This is a genomic window from Alkalibacterium putridalgicola (genome assembly GCF_900109825.1).
In the GTDB taxonomy this organism is placed as follows: domain Bacteria; phylum Bacillota; class Bacilli; order Lactobacillales; family Carnobacteriaceae_A; genus Alkalibacterium; species Alkalibacterium putridalgicola.
On the sequence record NZ_FOBL01000038.1, the window covers coordinates 1 to 20,795 of the forward strand.

The 20,795-nt window shown below is 43.2% G+C and carries 20 protein-coding genes and 1 pseudogene; 5 read left to right on the forward strand and 16 right to left on the reverse strand.

Annotated features, from left to right (window positions below):
* The coding region (locus BMX84_RS10605) for an IS3 family transposase (RefSeq protein WP_091489545.1) at positions 1-721 on the forward strand (721 nt) is incomplete at its 5' end.
* 14 nt (positions 722-735) lie between these two features.
* On the opposite strand, the gene BMX84_RS10610 is transcribed toward BMX84_RS10605, so the two are convergent.
* From BMX84_RS10610 to BMX84_RS10635, 6 genes are all read right to left on the reverse strand, one after another.
* Complete coding sequence (locus BMX84_RS10610; RefSeq protein ID WP_091489546.1) at positions 736-1,143, reverse strand: VanZ family protein; 408 nt, start codon at positions 1,141-1,143, stop codon at positions 736-738.
* 445 nt (positions 1,144-1,588) lie between these two features.
* Entirely contained in the window at positions 1,589-1,912 is a 324-nt protein-coding gene (locus BMX84_RS10615) for an AzlD domain-containing protein (protein WP_091489548.1), read from the reverse strand.
* Positions 1,905-2,606 carry an AzlC family ABC transporter permease gene (locus BMX84_RS10620; protein ID WP_091489550.1) on the reverse strand — a complete coding sequence of 234 codons (702 nt, stop codon included), beginning with the start codon at positions 2,604-2,606 and terminating at the stop codon, positions 1,905-1,907. The genes BMX84_RS10615 and BMX84_RS10620 overlap by 8 nt, the downstream gene beginning before the upstream one ends.
* A gap of 202 nt (positions 2,607-2,808) precedes the next feature.
* On the reverse strand, positions 2,809-3,165 hold the full coding sequence (locus BMX84_RS10625) for a SpoIIAA family protein (protein WP_091489551.1): 357 nt from the start codon (positions 3,163-3,165) through the stop codon (positions 2,809-2,811).
* Positions 3,166-3,228: 63 nt separating this feature from the next.
* A complete protein-coding gene (locus BMX84_RS10630) occupies positions 3,229-4,170 on the reverse strand; it encodes a cation diffusion facilitator family transporter (protein WP_091489553.1) in 942 nt (313 codons plus the stop codon).
* Between the two features lie 198 nt (positions 4,171-4,368).
* Positions 4,369-5,670 carry a pyrimidine-nucleoside phosphorylase gene (locus BMX84_RS10635; RefSeq protein ID WP_091489555.1) on the reverse strand — a complete coding sequence of 434 codons (1,302 nt, stop codon included), beginning with the start codon at positions 5,668-5,670 and terminating at the stop codon, positions 4,369-4,371.
* A 184-nt stretch (positions 5,671-5,854) separates the two neighbouring features.
* Here BMX84_RS10635 and BMX84_RS10640 point away from each other — a divergent pair, with 184 nt between their 5' ends.
* Together BMX84_RS10640 and BMX84_RS10645 are read left to right on the forward strand one after the other, a co-directional pair.
* Positions 5,855-7,048 (forward strand): glycine C-acetyltransferase, encoded by a 1,194-nt coding sequence (locus tag BMX84_RS10640; RefSeq protein WP_091489556.1) that lies wholly within the window; start codon positions 5,855-5,857, stop codon positions 7,046-7,048.
* Between the two features lie 89 nt (positions 7,049-7,137).
* On the forward strand, positions 7,138-8,088 hold the full coding sequence (locus BMX84_RS10645) for an L-threonine 3-dehydrogenase (protein WP_091489558.1): 951 nt from the start codon (positions 7,138-7,140) through the stop codon (positions 8,086-8,088).
* 519 nt (positions 8,089-8,607) lie between these two features.
* Here BMX84_RS10645 and rpiA read toward each other — a convergent pair.
* The 8 genes and pseudogenes from rpiA to murB all read right to left on the reverse strand — a co-directional run.
* Positions 8,608-9,285, reverse strand: coding sequence for a ribose-5-phosphate isomerase RpiA (gene rpiA / locus BMX84_RS10650; protein WP_091489559.1), 678 nt, complete (start codon positions 9,283-9,285; stop codon positions 8,608-8,610).
* A 92-nt stretch (positions 9,286-9,377) separates the two neighbouring features.
* Positions 9,378-10,445: an ABC transporter substrate-binding protein gene (locus BMX84_RS10655; protein ID WP_091489561.1), complete on the reverse strand. Its 1,068-nt coding sequence runs from the start codon at positions 10,443-10,445 to the stop codon at positions 9,378-9,380.
* Entirely contained in the window at positions 10,445-11,275 is an 831-nt protein-coding gene (locus tag BMX84_RS10660) for an ABC transporter permease (RefSeq protein ID WP_177165552.1), read from the reverse strand. The genes BMX84_RS10655 and BMX84_RS10660 overlap by 1 nt, the downstream gene beginning before the upstream one ends.
* Before the next feature lie 2 nt (positions 11,276-11,277).
* Positions 11,278-12,084: an ABC transporter permease gene (locus tag BMX84_RS10665; RefSeq protein WP_091489564.1), complete on the reverse strand. Its 807-nt coding sequence runs from the start codon at positions 12,082-12,084 to the stop codon at positions 11,278-11,280.
* Positions 12,077-13,204 (reverse strand): ABC transporter ATP-binding protein, encoded by a 1,128-nt coding sequence (locus BMX84_RS10670; RefSeq protein ID WP_091489566.1) that lies wholly within the window; start codon positions 13,202-13,204, stop codon positions 12,077-12,079. Before BMX84_RS10670 ends, BMX84_RS10665 begins: the two co-directional genes overlap by 8 nt.
* A 75-nt stretch (positions 13,205-13,279) precedes the next feature.
* Positions 13,280-13,738 carry an NUDIX hydrolase gene (locus BMX84_RS10675; protein WP_091489567.1) on the reverse strand — a complete coding sequence of 153 codons (459 nt, stop codon included), beginning with the start codon at positions 13,736-13,738 and terminating at the stop codon, positions 13,280-13,282.
* Between the two features lie 2 nt (positions 13,739-13,740).
* The gene (locus tag BMX84_RS10680; protein WP_091489569.1) at positions 13,741-14,661 is read right to left on the reverse strand and encodes a Gfo/Idh/MocA family protein; all 921 of its coding nucleotides are present in this window, start codon (positions 14,659-14,661) and stop codon (positions 13,741-13,743) included.
* Between the two features lie 228 nt (positions 14,662-14,889).
* Positions 14,890-15,786: pseudogene (gene murB / locus BMX84_RS10685) on the reverse strand (UDP-N-acetylmuramate dehydrogenase); the annotation flags it as partial.
* 430 nt (positions 15,787-16,216) lie between these two features.
* Here murB and BMX84_RS10690 point away from each other — a divergent pair.
* The gene (locus BMX84_RS10690; RefSeq protein ID WP_091489573.1) at positions 16,217-18,850 is read left to right on the forward strand and encodes a cation-translocating P-type ATPase; all 2,634 of its coding nucleotides are present in this window, start codon (positions 16,217-16,219) and stop codon (positions 18,848-18,850) included.
* Positions 18,851-19,021: 171 nt separating this feature from the next.
* Positions 19,022-19,546, forward strand: coding sequence for a 3'-5' exonuclease (locus BMX84_RS10695; RefSeq protein WP_091489575.1), 525 nt, complete (start codon positions 19,022-19,024; stop codon positions 19,544-19,546).
* Positions 19,547-19,593: 47 nt separating this feature from the next.
* Here BMX84_RS10695 and BMX84_RS10700 read toward each other — a convergent pair whose 3' ends face one another.
* Entirely contained in the window at positions 19,594-20,112 is a 519-nt protein-coding gene (locus BMX84_RS10700) for a GNAT family N-acetyltransferase (protein WP_091489577.1), read from the reverse strand.
* Positions 20,105-20,563, reverse strand: a complete 459-nt coding sequence (gene tsaE / locus BMX84_RS10705; protein WP_091489579.1) for a tRNA (adenosine(37)-N6)-threonylcarbamoyltransferase complex ATPase subunit type 1 TsaE — start codon at positions 20,561-20,563, stop codon at positions 20,105-20,107. The genes BMX84_RS10700 and tsaE overlap by 8 nt, the downstream gene beginning before the upstream one ends.
* Positions 20,564-20,795 lie beyond the last annotated feature (232 nt).

Sequence of the window (20,795 nt, forward strand, 5' to 3'; positions counted from 1 at the left end):
GATGTCGTGGATAAAAGAACGTTTTTATCACTATAACGGCATCTTTGGATATCGTCGCCTCACAATCGATTTAAATCGTGCCTCGAAGACCAAGCGGTACAATAAGAAACGTGTACGTCGCCTCATGATTCAAATGGGATTAAAGTCTTATATTCGACGTTCTAACGGATACTGCACACGAACCAGCTACAAAAATATCGAAGAGAATCATCTGAACCGTGAATTTGAAGCTGATAAACCTAACGAGAAGTGGGTCACAGACATCACCCATCTCCATTATGGTGACGGCCAAAAAGCCTATCTTAGTGCCATTAAAGACCTGTATGACGGATCGATCATTGCCTATAAACTCAGAAAGCATAATGATAATCCTCTGGTCATGGCCACATTAAAAGATGCATTAGAAACTAATCCAAATGCCACTCCGCTTTTACACAGCGACCGAGGGTCGCAGTATACCTCAAAAACGTATCGTCAGCTTACAACAGAAGCTGGGATAACACGCAGTATGTCGCGTGTTGGTAAATGTATTGACAACGGACCGATGGAGAGCTTTTTTGGTCATTTCAAGTGTGAATCTTACAAACTGAAACACTATTCAACCTATGAGGAACTTGAAAGAGATATACAGAAGTACATGAAGTTTTACAACTACGAACGATTTCAGGAGACAAGAAACAGCCTGACACCAATGGAATATCGGTATCAGGCTGCGGCATAGAGTTTTTTATTTTTTCACTGTCTACTTGACAGGGTGCAGTTCAGAATTACATTTAACATTACTTTCTTTTGTAAAGATGAAATCTTCAAAGATAGAAAAAATCCAAAAGGAACAAACAGTAAAATATTTAATCCTAAATTACGGATAGGTACTGTTATATCAACCGAATGAAACATAATATCGTACATTCCAATAAAAGGAACTATGTTAATAATTGTCGGTATTTCCGTACCGTAATACCTTGGATAAACAGTAACTAATAAAATTCCAATTATGCTAAGTCCTAATAGAATGTTAATGATTACTCGTTTGAAATCTAAATTTTTCTTCTTACTTACAAAATAAACTGTTATACAACTTACTAAAACTATTATTAAGAATAAAGGAACCAACTCTCCAAATGCTCGCCATAATTGAACCACTAATATACACTCCGTTCTGGAAAAATACTGCATAAATTATTTTAACGTAAAATTGTGCAAGTTGAGAAGTATTCTTAAACTCTACTGCTTCGTTAGTTTAAGTGTATCTTTTCACTAAGTTAATATTTCTTAAAATCTTATATTAACATAAATATCCAATAAACCTTGAAAAACTTTAGTAATTTTTATCAAAATTGAATAAAAATTAAAAAAGCAAAAGCAAAGGAATTTACCGATTCCCTCGCTTTTTATAATGATAATTTACTGTTAAAAGTGATGTTAAAACTATTGTAAATTCAACTGCTAAATACATTTTTCTACCTAAAAACCGAACCCGTTAACCTTAATCATGACTGTTTTTATTTTGCTTTTAACTTTTGAGTAGTATTCGATATTATAAAAACAAGCGCGTAAACGTTCTTTTATTTTCCCGACCCTTACCTATCTATAAGAATATGTAGAGTAAAGCCATTGCAAGGACCCCTGTGATCATTGACCACAGCAAACTCTTCGTTTTATACGCCACGAAAAGCACCAGTACAGAGGGAATAAGCTTGATGTTCTGAATGGGCTGCAGAGAAAAAGAGCCTTCCCAGAAGAAAACATCCGATGCAACTAAGGCTGCAAAAATCGATACAGGAATAAAGGACATCCAGCGGCTGAAAGACGGGGATATCTCTTTCTTGCTCAAAAGCAGCAGCGGGAAGAATCTGGGAATGAACGTCACCACAGCCATCCCTGTTATCAATATCAATGCATCGCTAGTCATTTGCCTTCACTCCTTCTTCTGCTGATCTCTTTTCTAAGTAATACCCCACGAACGACGCCAAAACTGTTGCAATAACCAGAGCAATGTTATGTTTAAGTACGACTGTGAACAAGACAGACAAAACGACCGATACGATACCTGCAATAATGTGTGCTTTTGAAACAAACTGCATGACCATCATGCAGATAAACATAGCAATCAGTGCATAATTCATGATCAGTGTGTTGATCGTGAACTGACTACCGATGATGCCGCCTAATACAGTACTCAAACTCCATGCAGAATAGTTGAATAAATTGGTTATCAACGCTTCATTTGCTGTCCAGTCATCTCCCTGGAACCTGGAATAATTGATGCCAAAGGACTCGTCAGACAGCGTATGACCGAAAAGTCCCAGGAAACTCATAGGTTTGTTTTTAACGTATTTTGAAATGCTCGCTGACATCAATATATGTCTTAAATTGAGAAAAAAGACCATGAGGATAATGGATGGGACGGCTGCCCCGAAGGCCACCATGCTCCCTGCTAAAAATTGAGCAGCGCCCGCATAAACGAGGGCACTCATGAGGAAGATAGCCAGCACACTGAAGCCTGCATCATATAAAACGATACCACAGGCAATGCCTAACGCAAGGTAACTGGCCATGATCGGCAGCCCTGCTCTCATTCCACTCAACACCGTATCGTTTTTCATCTACCTTTCCCCTTTCTTGTGTTCACTTGAATAAATGTTATATCAGTATAGCATATCCTTTCCTTTCTATTAACGATAAAAGAGATACGACGAATACTTAATGTATTCTGCCGTATCTCTTTTATCTGACTGTTATACTTAAAGAAGCTATCACGCGACTGGTCATAAGCGGTATTCATTCAGTCGTTTTCTTTATCTGTTGTCAACTTACCCACGCTTGGGCTTGCTCTTTTTCTTCAGGATCAAACTGTCTGACCTCGACTTGAGGCATATACTTCACAAGTTTTTCGCCTATTTCTGCCCACTTCTTGTCACTTACCATCGCAACTTTATCAAAGTCATCTAAATGAGACGTGTCAAATTTTATGTCTTTGATCAATCCATCTATGGTGTAATCCAGACTTCTGATTTCCATCAAAAGATTCAGTTTAGCCTTATTGACCAGACTTTCTTTTTTCTGCTTGAAATATGCTTCAAAATTCTCAATATCCTCTTCAGTGATTTCCCCATCGATTTCCACTTCAATAACATAAGGTAAATCATTTGTTCTTATTATCATTACTTTCACTCCTCTCTTGATTTTACCACTTATTTATATTTTGTTTCTCAGATTCTGTTATCTTTAGTTGCTGGAAAGACCTTTTTTATTAAGCTCCTCCTTATCCGTTATTATTTCAATGGTGACGTGTTCTTTCACATTATTTTCACGCGCAAGATTTCTGATCTTTTCTTTTACCTTCTGTTTCTTTTTAATGTCTGTAGACTCCATGAGCACTGTGACAACGAAGGCATTCTCTTCTCCATCTATTGACCAAATGTGGAAGTCCGATATAGCTTTTACATCCGTTATCTTTTTTATGGTTTCTACAATGACTTTAACATCAGCCTCTTCAGGCACTCTATTCAGTAATATTTTCATCGTATTCAAGAATTGTGGTACTGTCAGATAAAAAATGTACAAGGCAATGACTATGGATAATATGGGATCCAGTCGATATAAATCTGTATAACGCATGACGATACTGACGACGAGTACCCCCACCCACCCTAAGACATCTTCAAGCATATGGAGACTCAATACACTTTCGTTTTTAGAAGAACCTTGGCGTAAAAGGACAGTAGCGTAGCCATTCAAAAGGATGGCCACAAGAGAAAGCCAGATCATTCCGGTGACATCGACTGGTTGAGGGTCTATAAGGCGGGGAACACTTCTATATATAATGAAGACTGATCCACTAAGTAACACAACCGCTGTGATCAGCGCCCCAAGTAAAGAAAAACGGCTGTAGCCGAAGGTATACGTGTTGTTTCTCTCTTTTTCTGAATATTTCTGGAAAAACCAGGCAAAACCTGTAGATATTGCATCGCCCAAATCATGAAGAGCATCAGACATGATAGCGATACTGTTGAAAATAAAACCGAAAACAAACTCAACGATTGAAAAAGCAAGGTTGATAAAGAAAACGATGCTGATATTCTTTTTCGCCTGATTCTGATTTCCTGATGACTGGGTGTGATCATTGCCGGCAACTTCCGACGATTTAGTGTTTTCTTTGTCCTCCACAGTTTATCATCCTTCCTAAGTGTCGGTTCTTGAAACTAACTGTATTATCAGATTATCATGTCCCGTCTATTTTTCAATCAATACGTTTCGTGACAGGCGTTATCTTAGTTCGATAAGGTACAAAAAAAGAGACTTGCCGCGATGAATAAACGCATCACGGTAAGTCTCTCATTACGTATTTATACTACACAAGGTGTGTTACTGGATGATTTCGTGGATCAGTGTTGGCGCTGTCGCTTCTTCAGAAATCTTGATGTTTTCTCTGACTTTACTGATGACATCTTCAGAGATTTCTTTGTTGGAATAAAGGGTCACTAATGCCTCCCCTTTTTCTACTGAATCGCCGATTTTCTTGTGCATATAAAGTCCAGCGGCTAAATCGATCTGGCTTTCTTTTGTTTCACGGCCAGCTCCAAGCATCATTGCAGCAATACCGATCTGGTCTGCAACGATTTCGGAAACTTTTCCTGTTTCTTCAGCTGTGACATCTTGAGAATGCTTCGCTTTAGGGAGGACGCCGTCCGGATCATCCGCTACCGATGCATCGCCGCCCTGAGCGGCAATAAATGTTCTAAATGCATCCAGTGCTTTGCCGTTATGCAGATTTTCTTCAAGAGCCTCGCGTGCTTCCTCTAGAGAAGAACCTACTCCGCCTAAATAAGCCATCTGACTACCCAGCACTAAGCATAGTTCTGTTAAATCTTCCGGTCCGTGACCTTTCAGTGTGTCGATCGCTTCTTTCACTTCCAGACCGTTGCCTATAGCGTTGCCTAAAGGCTGGCTCATGTCAGAGATGACTGCCATCGTGTTTCTACCGACAGCTTCGCCAATATTAACCATAGTCTCAGCCAATTCTTTTGCCTGTTCAACACTCTTCATGAAGGCACCGGCACCTGTTTTGACATCTAAAACGATGGCATCGGCTCCTGCCGCGATTTTCTTGCTCATGATGGAACTTGCGATAAGTGGGATAGATTCGACTGTACTTGTCACATCACGCAAAGCATACAATTTTTTATCCGCAGGTGTCAGATTGCCTGACTGACCGACTACTGCCACTTTGTTCTGATTCACTAATTCAACGAATCTCTCCTGAGAGACTTCCACGTCAAAACCAGGTACCGCTTCCAGTTTATCGATCGTTCCACCTGTGTGACCCAGTCCGCGACCACTCATTTTAGCTACCGGTACACCTACACTTGCCACTAAAGGTGCTAGAACCAGTGTTGTTGTATCGCCTACACCACCTGTTGAGTGTTTGTCTACTTTAACGCCTTCGATCGGTGACAGATCGATCTGGTCGCCGGATTCTACCATTGCCATAGTCAATGCACTGCGTTCGTCATTATTCATACCGTTGAAATAAATGGCCATGGCCATCGCACTCATCTGATAATCAGGGATATCTTCGGATGTATAGTGTTCGATCATCCATTTGATTTCATCTTCAGTTAACGTCTGGTTGTGCTGTTTCTTCTCAATCAAGTCGATCATTCGCATACGTTGTTCACTCCTAATCATTTACTTATAGTTTATAGTTTATCATACAATCGCGAAAGAATAAGGTAATTTGACTAAGTATTGATAAGAATATTCCAATAATCCCTATCATGACTACACGATTATATAAAAGAGTGGTAAAATCAAGAATGAAGGTCAAACCAATCATAAAGGGAGAGATTTCATGACTAGTCAAAAATTGAACACCTTTTTAGAAGAAAATCTGCAGGACCTTAAAGATAATGGTCTGTATAATGAGATCGACGTGCTGGACGGTCCAAACGGTGCGGAAATCAGTATAAACGGAAAAAAACTGATCAATATGTCATCAAACAATTATTTAGGTTTTGCAAATGATGAGCGTTTAAAAGCTAAAGCCAATGAAGCAACAGACATTTATGGCGTCGGTGCAGGTGCTGTACGTACCATCAACGGCACCCAGGCTATCCATGAAGAACTTGAAGATAAAATCGCCGCATTCAAGCATACTGAAGCAGCCGTTGCTTTCCAGTCCGGCTTCAACTGTAACATGGGTGCCATTTCAGCAGTCATGAACAAAAATGATGCCATTCTGTCAGACGAACTGAACCATGCGTCCATCATCGATGGCTGCCGCCTGTCCGGTGCCAAAGTAATCCGCGTGAAGCATCAGGACATGGATGACCTGAGAGCTAAAGCAAAAGAAGCGGTGGAAAGCGGTCAGTACGAGAAAATCATGTACATCACTGACGGCGTCTTTTCTATGGACGGCGACGTGGCTAAACTTCCGGAAATCGTTGAAGTCGCTGAAGAATTCGACTTGATCACTTATGTCGACGATGCTCACGGATCAGGCGTTATGGGTAAAGGAGCCGGAACAGTCAAGCACTTCGGTCTTCAGGACAAAATCGACTTCCAGATGGGGACACTGTCTAAAGCTGTCGGCGTTGTCGGCGGGTACGTTGCCGGAACTCAAAACCTTATCGACTGGCTGAAAGTCCGTGCACGTCCGTTCCTGTTTTCAACATCACTCACTCCGGGTGCTTCTGCTGCGTGTATCGAAGCCATCGACATCATGTCAAACTCTACTGAAGAAAACGAACGCCTTTGGGAAAATGGCCGTTATCTTAAAGAAGGATTGAAAAACTTAGGCTTCAACATCGGCAATTCAGAAACACCGATCACACCATGTATCCTCGGTGAAGAGAAGTTGACACAGACTTTCTCCAAACGTCTGACTGAAGAAGGCGTTTATGCTAAGTCTATCGTCTTCCCAACCGTTCCACGCGGGACAGGTCGTGTCAGAAACATGCCAAGTGCCGCTCATACAAAAGACATGCTGGACCAGGTTCTGGCCACTTATAAAAAAGTCGGTAAAGAACTGGACGTCATAAAATAAACGAATAGAACTGAGCGAAAGAGAAACGAACGGAGCTGTTCTTTCTCTTTCTTCTCGTGTTTTAAAAAATAATTGTCGGAGGTTTTTTTGTGAAGAAAATTTTAATTACAGGTGCTCTAGGTCAAATCGGATCCGAGCTTACGTTAAAACTAAGAGAATCCTATGGTATGGATAATGTCGTCGCAACGGATATCAAAGCACCAGAAGATTCAAAAGTCGTTTCAGAAGGTATTTTCGAAAAGCTCGACGTGACCGATGCAGACCGCATGAACGAACTGGTTGAAAAATATGATGTGGATACGCTTATCCATTTGGCTGCTTTTCTCTCTGCCGTGGCCGAGGCTAAACCAAAACTTGCCTGGGATCTGAACATGGGTGGATTACTTAACGCATTGGAAGTGTCCCGTGAACATAATCTGAAATTCTTCACCCCAAGTTCCATTGGTGCTTTTGGTCCAGAGACACCAAAAGACCAGACACCGCAAGTAACGATCCAGCGTCCCACGACCATGTATGGCGTCACAAAAGTCAGCGGCGAGCTGCTAGGTGATTACTACTTCCAGAAATTCGGCGTAGATACGCGCAGTGTCCGCTTCCCGGGACTGATCTCCCATGCGACATTGCCAGGCGGTGGAACGACCGATTACGCTGTTGATATCTATTACGAAGCATTAAAAAACAACACTTATACTTCTTTCATTGCTGAAGGGACGTATATGGACATGATGTATATGTCTGATGCCGTCGATCTCATCATTCAGCTGATGGAAGCGCCAAGTGACCAGCTAAAAAACCGCAATGCCTACAACGTGAGTGCCATGAGCATCGCACCTGAGGACATTGAGCGCGAAATCAAGAAACATATCCCTGACTTCGAACTGACCTATGATGTGGATCCTGTCAGACAAGGCATCGCAGAATCATGGCCGAACGCCATCGATACGTCGGCCGCTCAAGAACAATGGGGTTTTTCTCCAAAATATGATTTAGAAAAAATGACAGCAGACATGCTGGAACAACTGAAGAAAAAAGAACTTTAATCAGAAAGACTGTTTTTCCTGCTTGAGTATATCTCGGCAGGTAAAAACAGTCTTTTTGTTTATTAAGATGTAGAAGGCGGCCTGATGCCGCCTTCTTTCGTTATGAATTTCAGGAAGTAGTTGTTTATTGCAGGAACTAAGAGTGACTAGCCCTGTTGAGTTTCAGTAATTGAGCCTTATAACAGGAACTCGTTCTAATTTTCTATCTTGAGATACGGCTATAGTACCTTATAATAGGAACTCGTTCTAGTTTTCTATCTTGAGATACGGCTATAGCGCCTTATAATAGGAACTCGTTCTAGTTTTCTATCTTGAGATACGGCTATAGCGCCTTATAATAGGAACTCGATACTTTCTATTTACTGGAGTTCCTGCTATATCGCTGGATAATAGTTGCTCGGCAAACCGAAACGCAATGAGTTCCTATTATCACATACTCAGACAGTACAAACTGTTTTCATTCGAAGGTAAAAGGTGCAATGAGGTTTTCCCCTCATTACACCTTTGTCCTCATTATACTTAACGCTTGACTTCTTTTACTTCTGGACCGTTTTCAGTGCCCACGATGACTTTCGTGACACAGTCTAAGAACAAGCCGTGTTCCACAACACCAGTCAGTGAATCCAGCCATTTAGCCAGTTCGTGCGGGTTATCGATCTGTTCCAAATGCAGGTCAATGATATAGTTCCCAGAATCCGTCAAGTATAACTCATCATTGTCATCTTTTCTGAAGCTTGGTTTCATGTCTTTTTCTTTGAATAAACGGAAAACCTGCTGGCAGCCGAATTTGACGACTTCGACCGGCAGTGGAAACGCACCGAGTTTATGAACAAGCTTGCTGTCGTCCACTATCCAGATTACTTCATCGGACTGGTTCGCCACCATTTTTTCAAACAAGTGGGCTCCCCCGCCTCCTTTGATCCCCTGATAATCATCAGAGATCTCGTCTGCACCATCAATCGTGACGTCTATTTTTTCCACATCATTGATGTCCTTTAAAGGAATACCCAATTCTTTCGCATGATCAGCTGTTCTGTGAGACGTGGTGACTCCGGTTATTGACAAACCGTCTTCTTTCACACGCTTCCCCACTGCTTCCACCATGTAGTAAGCCGTTGATCCAGTGCCCAAGCCAACGACCATACCATCTTTAACAAATTCTGCCGCTTTATTCCCAACCATTTCTTTTAAATTCATATGCATTAACTCCTTTATTTAGTCTTGATTCAATTATAGCACAGAATAGAAAAAGTGAGGATCCGGTCTGGATCCTCACTTACCCTAAACGATTATTTGAACATCTTGAATTCCAGGAACAGCTCGTTGTAAAGACCCGTATATTCCGGACCAAGATCTTCATACACTTCAAGATCATCGATCATGTCCTGGCTGGGATAAAACTGTTTATCTTCGATCGTTTCTTCTGGAAGGTGCTCCATCGCTGATTTGTTCGGCGTACTGTAGCCGATGTAATCGGCATTCTGAGCAGCTACTTCAGGTTCCAGCATAAAATTGATAAAGGCATATGCCGCTTCCTCATTTTGAACCGTGTGAGGGATCACCATATTATCAAACCATAAGTTAGAGCCTTCCTCAGGCAGGATGTACGAGATGGCTTCATTTTCCCACATCATATCCGCCGCTTCACCAGAATAGGTCACCGCCAAAGCTGCTTCTTCCTGGATCATGTACATTTTGATCTCGTCAGCAACGAGGGCTTTCATATTAGGTGCCAAGTCGACCAGTTTTTCAGCAGCTGCATCGAGTTCTTGTGCATCCTTAGAATTCAAAGAGTACCCCAGCGACTGCAGCCCGATACCGATGACTTCTCTTGCTCCGTCAATCATCAGAATACGGTCTTCATATTTGGGATCATATAGCTCTTCCCAGCTTGCAGGAGGGTCTTCTAAAAGATCTGCATTGTAGGCGATCCCTAGTGTCCCCCAGAAATAAGGGATCGAGTACTGGTTGCCCGGATCAAAGTTCAGATCCAGAAAGTCTTCATCGATATGCTCAAGTCCTTCGATTCGGGAATGATCAAGCGGTATGACGAGGTTTTCCTCCATCATGCGCTCGATCATATATTCGCTTGGAACGATCAGATCATAGCCTGTCCCGCCCTGCTGTACTTTCGTATACATGGCCTCGTTCGAATCGAATGTTTCGTAAACGACTTGATACCCCGTCTCCTCTTCAAAACGATCCAGCAGTTCAGGATCGATATAGTCGCCCCAGTTGTATAGATGAAAGATCTCCGATCCGCTCGTGCCTTCTGCATGCTCGATCAGTGTTTTGCTGAAGTACAGCCCGCTCGCCAGTGCTATGATCAGGAATGAAAATAAAGTCAGCTTTTTCATTATGGCATCACCGCCTTCTCATGATTTGTTGGATCCACAGCCAATATCTTCTTCCGGGTACGCTGCTGCTTTTGTATAAAGTAATACCCGACGACGATGGCCATGGCTACTAAAAAGAGGATCGTGCTCAGTGCATTGATCTCCAGACTTACACCCTGACGTGCCCGCGAGTAGATTTCTACGGACAGTGTGGCGAAGCCGTTTCCTGTAACGAAAAAGGTGACAGCAAAATCATCGATCGAATAGGTAAAGGCCATGAAGAAACCTGCCAGAATACCCGAGCTGATGCTTGGCAGGATGATTTCTTTCAAAACCTGCCACTGGCTTGCCCCTAGATCTCTGGCGGCCGTTATCATGTGCGGGTTCATCTCTTCAAGCCTCGGCAGCACCATCAGCACGACGATAGGAATGCTGAAAGCGATATGAGAAAAGAGTACAGAATAAAAACCTAATCTGAAACCGACCAACGTGAACAGCAGGAGAAAGCTTGCTCCGATGATGACATCCGGCGAGACCAGCAGGATATTATTTAAACTCATCAGCAGGCCCTGCGTGCGCCTTTTCCTAGAAAAATAAATACCGATAGCTCCCATCGTTCCGATCACTGTGGCAGCCAGAGATGAGATCAAGGCTACGCGCACAGTATCCAGAGCGATCGTCAATAGTCTCGTATCCTCTGCAAGCGCGGTGTAATGTTCTAAAGTAAAACCGTCGAACTGATTCATCGTTCCTGCTGCATTGAATGAATAATAAATCAGGTAAAAAATAGGCAGGTACAGCAAGACGAATACCACAAATAAATAAACTGAAGAAAGCTTTGTATTCTTCACCATCAGCGTGTGCCTCCTCTTTGACGCTTTTTGGTCAGGGCCATCACGGCAAACATAATGACGATGAGAACGATCCCCATCGTAGAGCCCATCCCCCAGTTCTGCGTGACTAAAAAGTGCTGTTCTATAGCTGTACCTAAGGTCATGACTCGGTTACCGGCGATAAGCCGCGTCAGCATGAACAGAGACAGGGAGGGGATGAATACGGCTTGTATCCCGCTTCTTACCCCAGATAAAGACAAGGGATAAATAACCGAGCGGAACGTCTGCCATTCATTTGCCCCTAGATCCCGGCTGGCTAATGTCAGCGATTCATCGATATCGTCGATGGCGTTGAACACCGGCAGCAGCATAAACGGAATCTCGATATAGGTGGCAACGATCAGAAAACTCAGTCGGGTGAAAAGCAGGGGCTGTGCGCCGATGCCCATAAACGCCAGCAGCTGATTGACCATACCGGACTGGCTTAAAATTCCAATAAAGGCGTATGCTTTGAGCAGGATATTCATCCAGGTCGGCAGGATCATAACTAATAGCCATAAATGCTTGTGCTCTGTCCTTGTCAGGAAATAAGCAGCCGGATAGCTGATGAGAAGGGTCATGACAGTGATCAGAAAGGCATAGAGAAAACTCTGACCGGTCATTGTCAAATATACAGGCGACGTGAAGTAGCTTGTAATATTTAATAGGGTAAAGCTACCGTCCATCCCTCTAAAGGACTGAAAGAGCAGCAGCAGGACAGGAACGATGACAAAAAGTCCCATCCATAAATAATAAGGCACAGATAAGAGCTTCCTCTGTCTAACCATCGACACCGCCCCCTTTTTCCACAGCGTCCGCAACCGAGGCATACTGTTCGATACGCTCGTCAAAGGCTTCTTCCGTTTCGCCTAAGCGCATGATATGGATATCCTCAGGATGGAACTGCAGGCCGACGACTTTACCGGGTTCTGACTTCCTGGTCGAATGGATCATCCATTCATTGGCGTCCAGGTCGTGACCGACGATCTCGTAATGTACCCCGCGAAAGAGCTGCGTCTCTACCGTTATCTGGATCTGGCCTAAAGTAGCGTCAGTCAGCGTCAAGTCCTCCGGCCGAATAACAACGTCGACTTTTTCATTCGGATTCATCCCGCCATCCACGCAGACAAAGCTTTTCCCGGCAAAGGAGACCTGGTAATCAGAGACCATCCGCCCTTCAACGATATTGCTTTCCCCTATAAAATCAGCTACATAGCGATTGATCGGTTCGTCGTATATGTCGATTGGCGTCCCTGTCTGAATGATCTCACCGTCTTTCATGACCATGATCTCATCACTCATTGCCAAAGCTTCTTCCTGATCATGCGTCACAAATAAGAACGTAATACCCAAACGACGCTGAAGTTCTCTTAGCTCATACTGCATCTCTGTTCGCAGCTTTAAATCAAGTGCTGAAAGCGGCTCGTCAAGCAGGAGGACATCGGGTTCATTAACGATGGCGCGGGCGATCGCGACACGCTGTTTCTGCCCGCCGGACATTTCACTGATCTCTCGTTTTTCGTATCCTGTAAGACGAACCAGGCGCAGTGCTGTTTTCACTTTTTCTACTGTTTCTTTTTTGTTTATCTTTTTCATTTTCAGCCCGAAAGCCACATTATCGAAAACATTCATATTCGGGAACAAGGCATAATCCTGAAAAACTGTGTTAACTTTTCGTTTCTCGGAAGGTGTCTTTGCTGCATTCTCTCCATTCAAGTTAACGAGCCCCTCAGAAGGTTCCGTAAATCCAGCGATGATGTTAAGGATCGTCGATTTACCACAGCCTGAAGGGCCTAATAATGTATAAAATTTCCCTTTTTCTAATTCAAACGTGATATCTTTCAATACACTTTCTTCTTCATATTTTTTTTCGACTTGCTTGAAGGAAACAATGATTTCTTCCGTCAACAAAAACACCCCTTTATAACCGATTTTATCGAACCTTTTTATTATAGCCGGCAAGGGGTGAAAAGCAATATATATTTACTTTTTATTAGAATAATATTCGATAAATGTGTTCAAAAATTGGCGCCACCGAACGTTAATGTTTTCTGGGATGTTTTTCATTGAAAAATACTGCAGCTGCATTGATTCCTGAGAGTCGGCATTAAGAATTCCTTCAAAGTCAGTGACATGGTACGGTGCGGTCACTGAGTAGTATTTATCTCCGTTGGCCAAGCTGACGAAAAAGTCTTTTCCGGATAAAATGTCTACGAAATGATAGCCTTTGACAGTCAGGTTCGTTTCTTCTTTCACTTCCCGGATCAGCGTCTCTTCAAAACTCTCCCCCAGTTCCATGAGTCCGCCCGGCAGCTCCCATGACTTGTCCGGACGCTGCTGCAGCAGGACTTCACCCTCATGATTCAAAATAAAAGCGACCGAACCGTTCAAAATAACAGTATCGTGTCCGATCTTCTCTCTTAAACCTTGAACATAATCCATGATTACGACCCGTGATTCTCATACTTCTGTATGATCGTTTCGCAGATCTCATGACTGAGCTGTGCACTTTTTAGGGAGACAGGGTTTTGGCTGCCTGTTTCTACGGCTTCTATAAAGGCTTTGATCATTGGGACGAAGCCTCTTTTTTCCAGAGTCGGTACCCAGTCACCCGCTTTAATAAGCGTTTCGCCTTTTTCTGTATACGTTGTTTTATCGGTCAGGTTTTCCAGTACAACGGTCTCTGCCTGACTCTGTACTTCATACTTTTCAAGTTTGGTCCCTGATTCATTATTTACAGCTACATACGCTGTGGATTGCGAAGTCTTCAAAAGCACCGAGGCCCGTTTAAACTGGTCGCCTTCAACAACGACTTCAGCACGAATGACTTCAGCCGGTTCATCCATCAGGTAAAGCGCCGTATCCAATGGATGGATCATCAGGTCATAGATGCGGTACCTGACTGCAAAGTCTGTTTTATTGACCTGGTTTTTCTGCAGGATCAGATGATTCTTATTCGTCATCTGCTTCATTTCCTGAACCATGGGCGCAAACCGTCTGTTGAACCCTGTCATGAGCAGCGTATCCTGTTCCTCCGCATAATCCAGTATGGCTTTAGTTTCTCTGCTGTTTTCAGTCAGCGGCTTATCCACGAAAACAGGTATGCCTTTCTCAAGAAATGCGCGGCAGACTTCTTCATGCGTATCTGTAGGTGTATGGATAAAGACTGCGTCCACAAGGTCCAGCAAGTCATGCCAATCTGTGAATTGATGGTCTTCCGGCACTCCATATGTATGCCCTGTGTCTCTCAGTGTTTTTTCAGTACGTGTGGAAAAGTACCATTCGTGCTCCGGGAATTGTGTGGTATATACAGGCAAGTAAGCTTTTTTCGCTATACTACCCAGTCCGATAACGCCTATTTTCATATTGTGATCCTCCGTTTATCTTTAATATATTCAGCATAACACGAGATGAAGGTTTTGACACTTTATTCATAAAAAAACTTCACACTCCGCTTTAGGCAAGAATGTGTAGTCCTGTTCTATATTTTATTTAATACCTTCGTCCATTAACGGGGTCTTGTTAAATTTTGACTTCAGTGACGTTTTGGCTTTGTTGATCAGAATACGCCCGGTATTTTCTTCAGGCACGAGATCATCCCCAATGATTTTGACTTCCGTTTCCAGAGTCACGCCATCTTTTTCAAGAATGACTTCCTTGATGTGTTCAATCAATTCGATATAATCCGTTGCTGTCGCATTATCGATGTTCACGATAAAGCCGGCATGTTTAGTCGATACTTGAGCGCCTCCCCATGTATAGCCCTGTAGATCCGCATCCTGGATGAGCTTTCCAGTGAAGTACCCTGTCGGACGCTTGAAGACTGATCCGCAGGAAGGGTATTCCAGCGGCTGCTTGGATGTTCTCAAATAAGTCAATTCATCCATTTTTTCTTTTATCTCTTCCTTGTCACCAGGTTCAAGCTCAAATAATACTTCCAATGCAATATCATCGGATTCCTGCAGTAAACTGTGTCGATAATCGAAGCCCATATCCTCATTGGCCATTTCTTTCATTTCACCTTCACGAGTCAGGATGGTGACTTTTCTGATCACTTCTTTTACTTCGCCGCCATAAGCACCGGCATTCATATATACAGCTCCGCCAACACTTCCGGGGATACCACAGGCAAATTCGAGACCTGTCAGTCCGGCTTCATAGGCGCGTTTGCTGACTTCTATTAAAGGCGCACCAGTAAACACTCGAATACTGTTGTCCTGAATCGATATTTTGTTCATATCGGTCAGAATAATGGTCGCTCCGCGAATACCACCATCTTTAACAATCAGGTTACTGGCATTGCCTAAAATGGTCAGCGGCCAGTCATTTTCATTCAACCATTGGACCAGGGCCTGAACCTCTTCCTTGCTCTTTGGAAAGATCAGAGCATCTGCAGGTCCGCCTGTCTTGGTATATGTATACTTGGACAAAGGCTCATCTTTTTTTATATTCGCATCGGGAAATGCATTCATCAAGTCTTGTATAGTCATGGATTCAGTGATTCCTCTCGTATAGATAATTGAGTAATTTCAGTATCATTGTAACATCATTAAATAATCACGTTTAGTTTAACACTATTACATGCAATTGTGTAGAATTAACTGTTATTTGTCACTTAATCGACACGTGATGTTTTTAGTGCCCCATTATTCCGTGCGTCAAGTTTTCTGTTTTTACAAAGTGAGCTCCTTTCTTTAAAACATCTGACTTGCTTTTTGACCTGGACTTAACTATAATTAATTTGACATTTAAATAATATATATGCGGGAGTAACTTGCAGATCAAATCTGTTGCAGTGCCACCATTCGTAGACTGATTATCTGCTGGTGCTGTATTAAATAGTGAGACGTATACGGAACAGCCATCACTCATTCCGTATGCGTCTTTTTTACTTACTTCAACGTAGAAAGGATAAAACAAATGAATTATTATCAAGAAACGAAAGACAAGGTACTCGAATCCATCGATACTTCTCGTCAAGGTCTCAGCCAGTCGGAGGCGGAGAAACGACTGGAGGAAAATGGATACAACGAGATAAGCCGTAAAGAGAAGAAATCGATTTTCTCCATGTTCATCGAATCGTTTAAAGATCCAATGGTCATTGTCTTATTGATCGTAGCGATCGTGCAAGTAGCTATTGGAGAATGGATCGAATCACTCATTATTTTCATTGTGTTGATATTGAATGCGATTCTAAGTGTAGTTCAGACGAAAAAAGCCGAAGATTCTCTTGAATCTCTGGAGAAGATGTCTGCACCGACCGCCAATGTTTACCGAGATGGCAATCCGAAGCAGATCGAAGCCAGAAATCTGGCGGTTGGTGATGTTGTCATCCTAGAAGCTGGCGATAACATCCCTGCTGACGGACGACTGATCGAAGCGGAGTCTTTACAGGTCGAAGAAGGCGCACTGACCGGTGAGTCCATGCCTTCTGAAAAAATAGTTGAACCGCTGGAAGAAAACACCCCCCTCGCCGACCGAATCAATATGGTCTACAGCAGTACGATGGTCACTGCCGGACGTGGAGTCATGGTCGTCACTTCAACAGGTGAAGAGACAGAAATGGGGAAAGTTGCCGAACTCGTGCAAAGCGCTTCTGCCAAACAAACACCTCTGCAGAGAAGACTGGCAGATTTCAGTAAAAAACTGGGTGTCGCTATCCTGCTCTTATCTATCCTTATTTTCGGTATCCAAGCAGCTCGAATTTTCCTTGGAGACACACAGGACGTCACTGTCCCATTGCTTAACGCTTTCATGTTTGCTGCTGCTGTTGCTGTTGCAGCCATTCCGGAAGCCCTGCAGTCTATTGTGACGATCGTCTTATCCGTTGGTACGAATAAAATGGCTAAACAGCATGCAATCATCAGACAACTGCCGGCTGTTGAGACGCTCGGTTCAACGAGTGTCATCTGTACAGATAAAACGGGGACCTTGACACAGAATAAGATGACTGTTGTAGATGAGTATATTCCAAACGGTGAATCTCACCTCTTCTCAGGAGACAGTAATTCCTGGTCAGAATCAGAGAAGATCCTGATGCAGATCGCTGTATTGACAAACGATTCAACGATCAATGAAAAGGATGAATCTAGTGGTGATCCAACTGAAGTTGCCCTGATAGCCTACAGTAATAAACAGGAGCTTCCTTACGGTTCAGTTAGAGATGAATATCCAAGACTTGCCGAACTGCCTTTTGACTCGAGCCGTAAACGCATGTCGACTGTCCATGAAATCGACGGGGAAAAACGCCTGTTGACTAAAGGTGGACCCGATGTCTTGTTCGAACTCTGTTCACGAATCAAACTAAACGGTGAAATCGTTGAACTCACCGAAGAACGTTTAGAAGAATTGAAACAGAAAAATGAAGAATTTTCTGATCAGGCGATGCGTGTTCTTGCCTTTGCGTATAAACCGATCGATTCGACAGAAGTCAGTATCGAAGATGAAGACGACCTGATTTTCATTGGTCTTCTTGCCATGATCGATCCGCCACGCGAAGCCGTCTATCATGCAGTAGAAGACGCTGCCAACGCTGGAGTACGCACAGTCATGATCACAGGGGACCATAAAACAACAGCTCGTGCGATCGGTCGTGATTTGAACATCTTCAAAGAAGGCGACTTGGCTTATACCGGACAGGAACTGGATGCCTTATCCGAAGAAGAGCTGATGGATCAGCTGGAAGATATCACGGTTTATGCCCGAGTAACACCTGAAAATAAAATCCGGATCGTTACGGCCTGGGAGAACAAAAACCAGATCACGGCGATGACAGGTGATGGTGTCAATGATGCCCCTGCCTTGAAACAGGCCGATATCGGAATTGCGATGGGCAGCGGAACCGATGTGGCTAAAGATGCCTCTGCTATGATCTTGACGGATGACAACTTTGTATCTATCGTTAAAGCTATTTCCGTCGGCCGTACCATTTACAGTAATATCAAGAAATCTATTGCTTATCTTTTCTCAGGAAACTTAGGCGCCGTCATCGCGATCATCTTTGCTTTGATCGTGAACTGGGTGAGCCCGTTCACTGCCCTGCAGCTCCTATTTATCAATCTCGTCAATGACTCACTGCCAGCTATTGCACTTGGACTTGAGCCTGCAGAACCGAACGTAATGGAAGAGAAACCGCGAGATCCTAATGAGTCTATTTTCTCAGGCAACACCTTCAGAATCGTTGCTTTCCGTGGTGCGCTGATTGCTATTGCGGTCATTATTTCTCAGTATATCGGACTTCAGACTTCTGATGAAATGAGTGTGGCCATGGCCTTTACGACACTCATTTTGTCACGTACGCTGCAGGTATTCCCGGCTCGTTCCAATGTAGAAACAAGCATCGGTGCAGGATTCTTCAGGAACAAATTCGTGATCCTGGCCTTTGTCGTCTGTCTGGGACTTTACGGTATCACTTTACTGCCGGCCGTCAGAAGTATCTTCGCAATTCCTGCCGCATTCGGCTTAACAGAATGGGCTATAGCTGCCGGACTGGCGTTTGCTACAACGATCATTATGGAATTAAGAAAAGTCGTCCTGCCTTACAAGCTGGACTAAATAATCGTTTCTTCATGCGCATATCCTGAGAATGGATGCGCGCATGTTTTTTATTCCTGAATGCAACAAAAGTTTGTCATTTCCCCATTAAGCCTTTGTTCGTCTTGAAAGTTCAGGTAATCATGCTATACTGTAAAGACTAAACAGAATGACTTTAAAAGAGGGTTATATATGAACTTTACAGCTATAGATTTTGAAACAGCCAACCGTCAGTCACACAGTGCCTGTTCTGTTGCGTTGACTATTGTTAGAGACAGCAAGATCGTTGACGAGTATTACACCCTGATTCAGCCAGAAACATGGTTTGACCGGATGAATACCCGTATACACGGCATACAGGAATCAGATGTGTATGATGCACCCAAGTTTCCTGATGTCTGGAACGACATGAAACAATTTTTCACACCTGACCAGCTGATCGTGGCTCACAATATGCCTTTTGACAAACGGATTTTGACGGGCACACTAGGGTACTATGGTGTTAGCGCACCTATGTTTAAAACGTTATGTACGGTCCAGTCTTCCCGTGCCTTGCTGCGGGAACTGCCGAATCATAAACTCAATACAGTGGCCGATTATTATGGCATCCCTTTAAACCATCACCATGCCCTTGATGATGCGCGAGCAAGTGCCACCATTCTGATCAACCAGGAAAAAGAATTTGGTCCTTCATCACTGAACCGTTTCATAAAATAAAAAGAAGTCAGGCGTAAATATCGCCTGACTTCTTTTTATTTATCTATTTATATCAACTTACTCATAAGGCAGACATTCAGCAACTGTCCATCATCTTTGACCCCGCGTTCAATGATCGCTTCGAGCTTGAAGCCTAATTTTTCATAAATATAACGTGCACGGGTATTCCGTTCCTGGACCTGCAGCTGAAGTCGACTCAACACAGGAGAAGCATCGGCCCAGAGCAACAGTTCCTCCATCATCAATGTCCCTAAACCATAGCCCCAATAGGCTTTGTCTATGACGATCCCAATGTCCCCTATGTGCTCGATTTTTGGCTTGTCTGAGCCGTTTATGGAGGCTATACCGATGATTTCGTCATCCACCAAAGCAACGAACACGCTGTTGTTCAAAGAATCATAAATCTTCGCAAGCTGTTTTGCTTCCTCTTCCACAGTTATCCCAACGCCTTCTGTCCCTTGAGTCATGAAACCAGTCTGGGTCGCCGTTTTATTCAGTAATTCCAGTATCTGTTCTGCATCCCCCGGAATGGCTTCGCGTATAATACAGTCGATGGCTTCACTCATTCTCTAATCGCTCCATTATCTGCTGATATTTTTCTCCCTGTGCTGTGACGATCAGCTCACGTTTATCTGACCCAGGCAGAACACTGATCTGGATCATCAGGTATTTGTCGGGCAGTTCATCCTGCATATACGAGCCCCACTCAACGATGGTCACACCATCACCATAAAAGTATTCCTCCAAGCCAAGATCCTCGTCTTCGGCATCTTCAAGGCGGTACAAATCCATATGGTACAACGGTAATCTGCCATCCATGTATTCTTTGATCAGGGTATATGTCGGACTTTTAATGATCCTCTCTATACCAAGCCCCTCAGCGATCCCCTTTGTGAAAGTCGTCTTTCCTGCTCCCAGCTGACCTTCCAGCAGAATAGTCATACCCGGTTCCAGTTGACCAGCAATTTTTTCAGCAATTTTTTTTGTTTCCTGTTCATTTTCTGTGATTATTTTCATAGTAACCCTTCTTTACTCTTAACTAATCATAATCCTATCACATTTTTTAAGAAAAACATACTTTTAAAGAATGATCTGTTGCAGGGATTTCATATATTTGTCCGATATTTAGATGAGATTATCTTAATGACATTTTTGTGCCTTTCGTCTGCTTTGTTCCATGTTGAAGGGCACATATCCACTACTTTTGTGCCCTTCGTCTGCTTTGTTCCATACTGAAGGGCACATATCC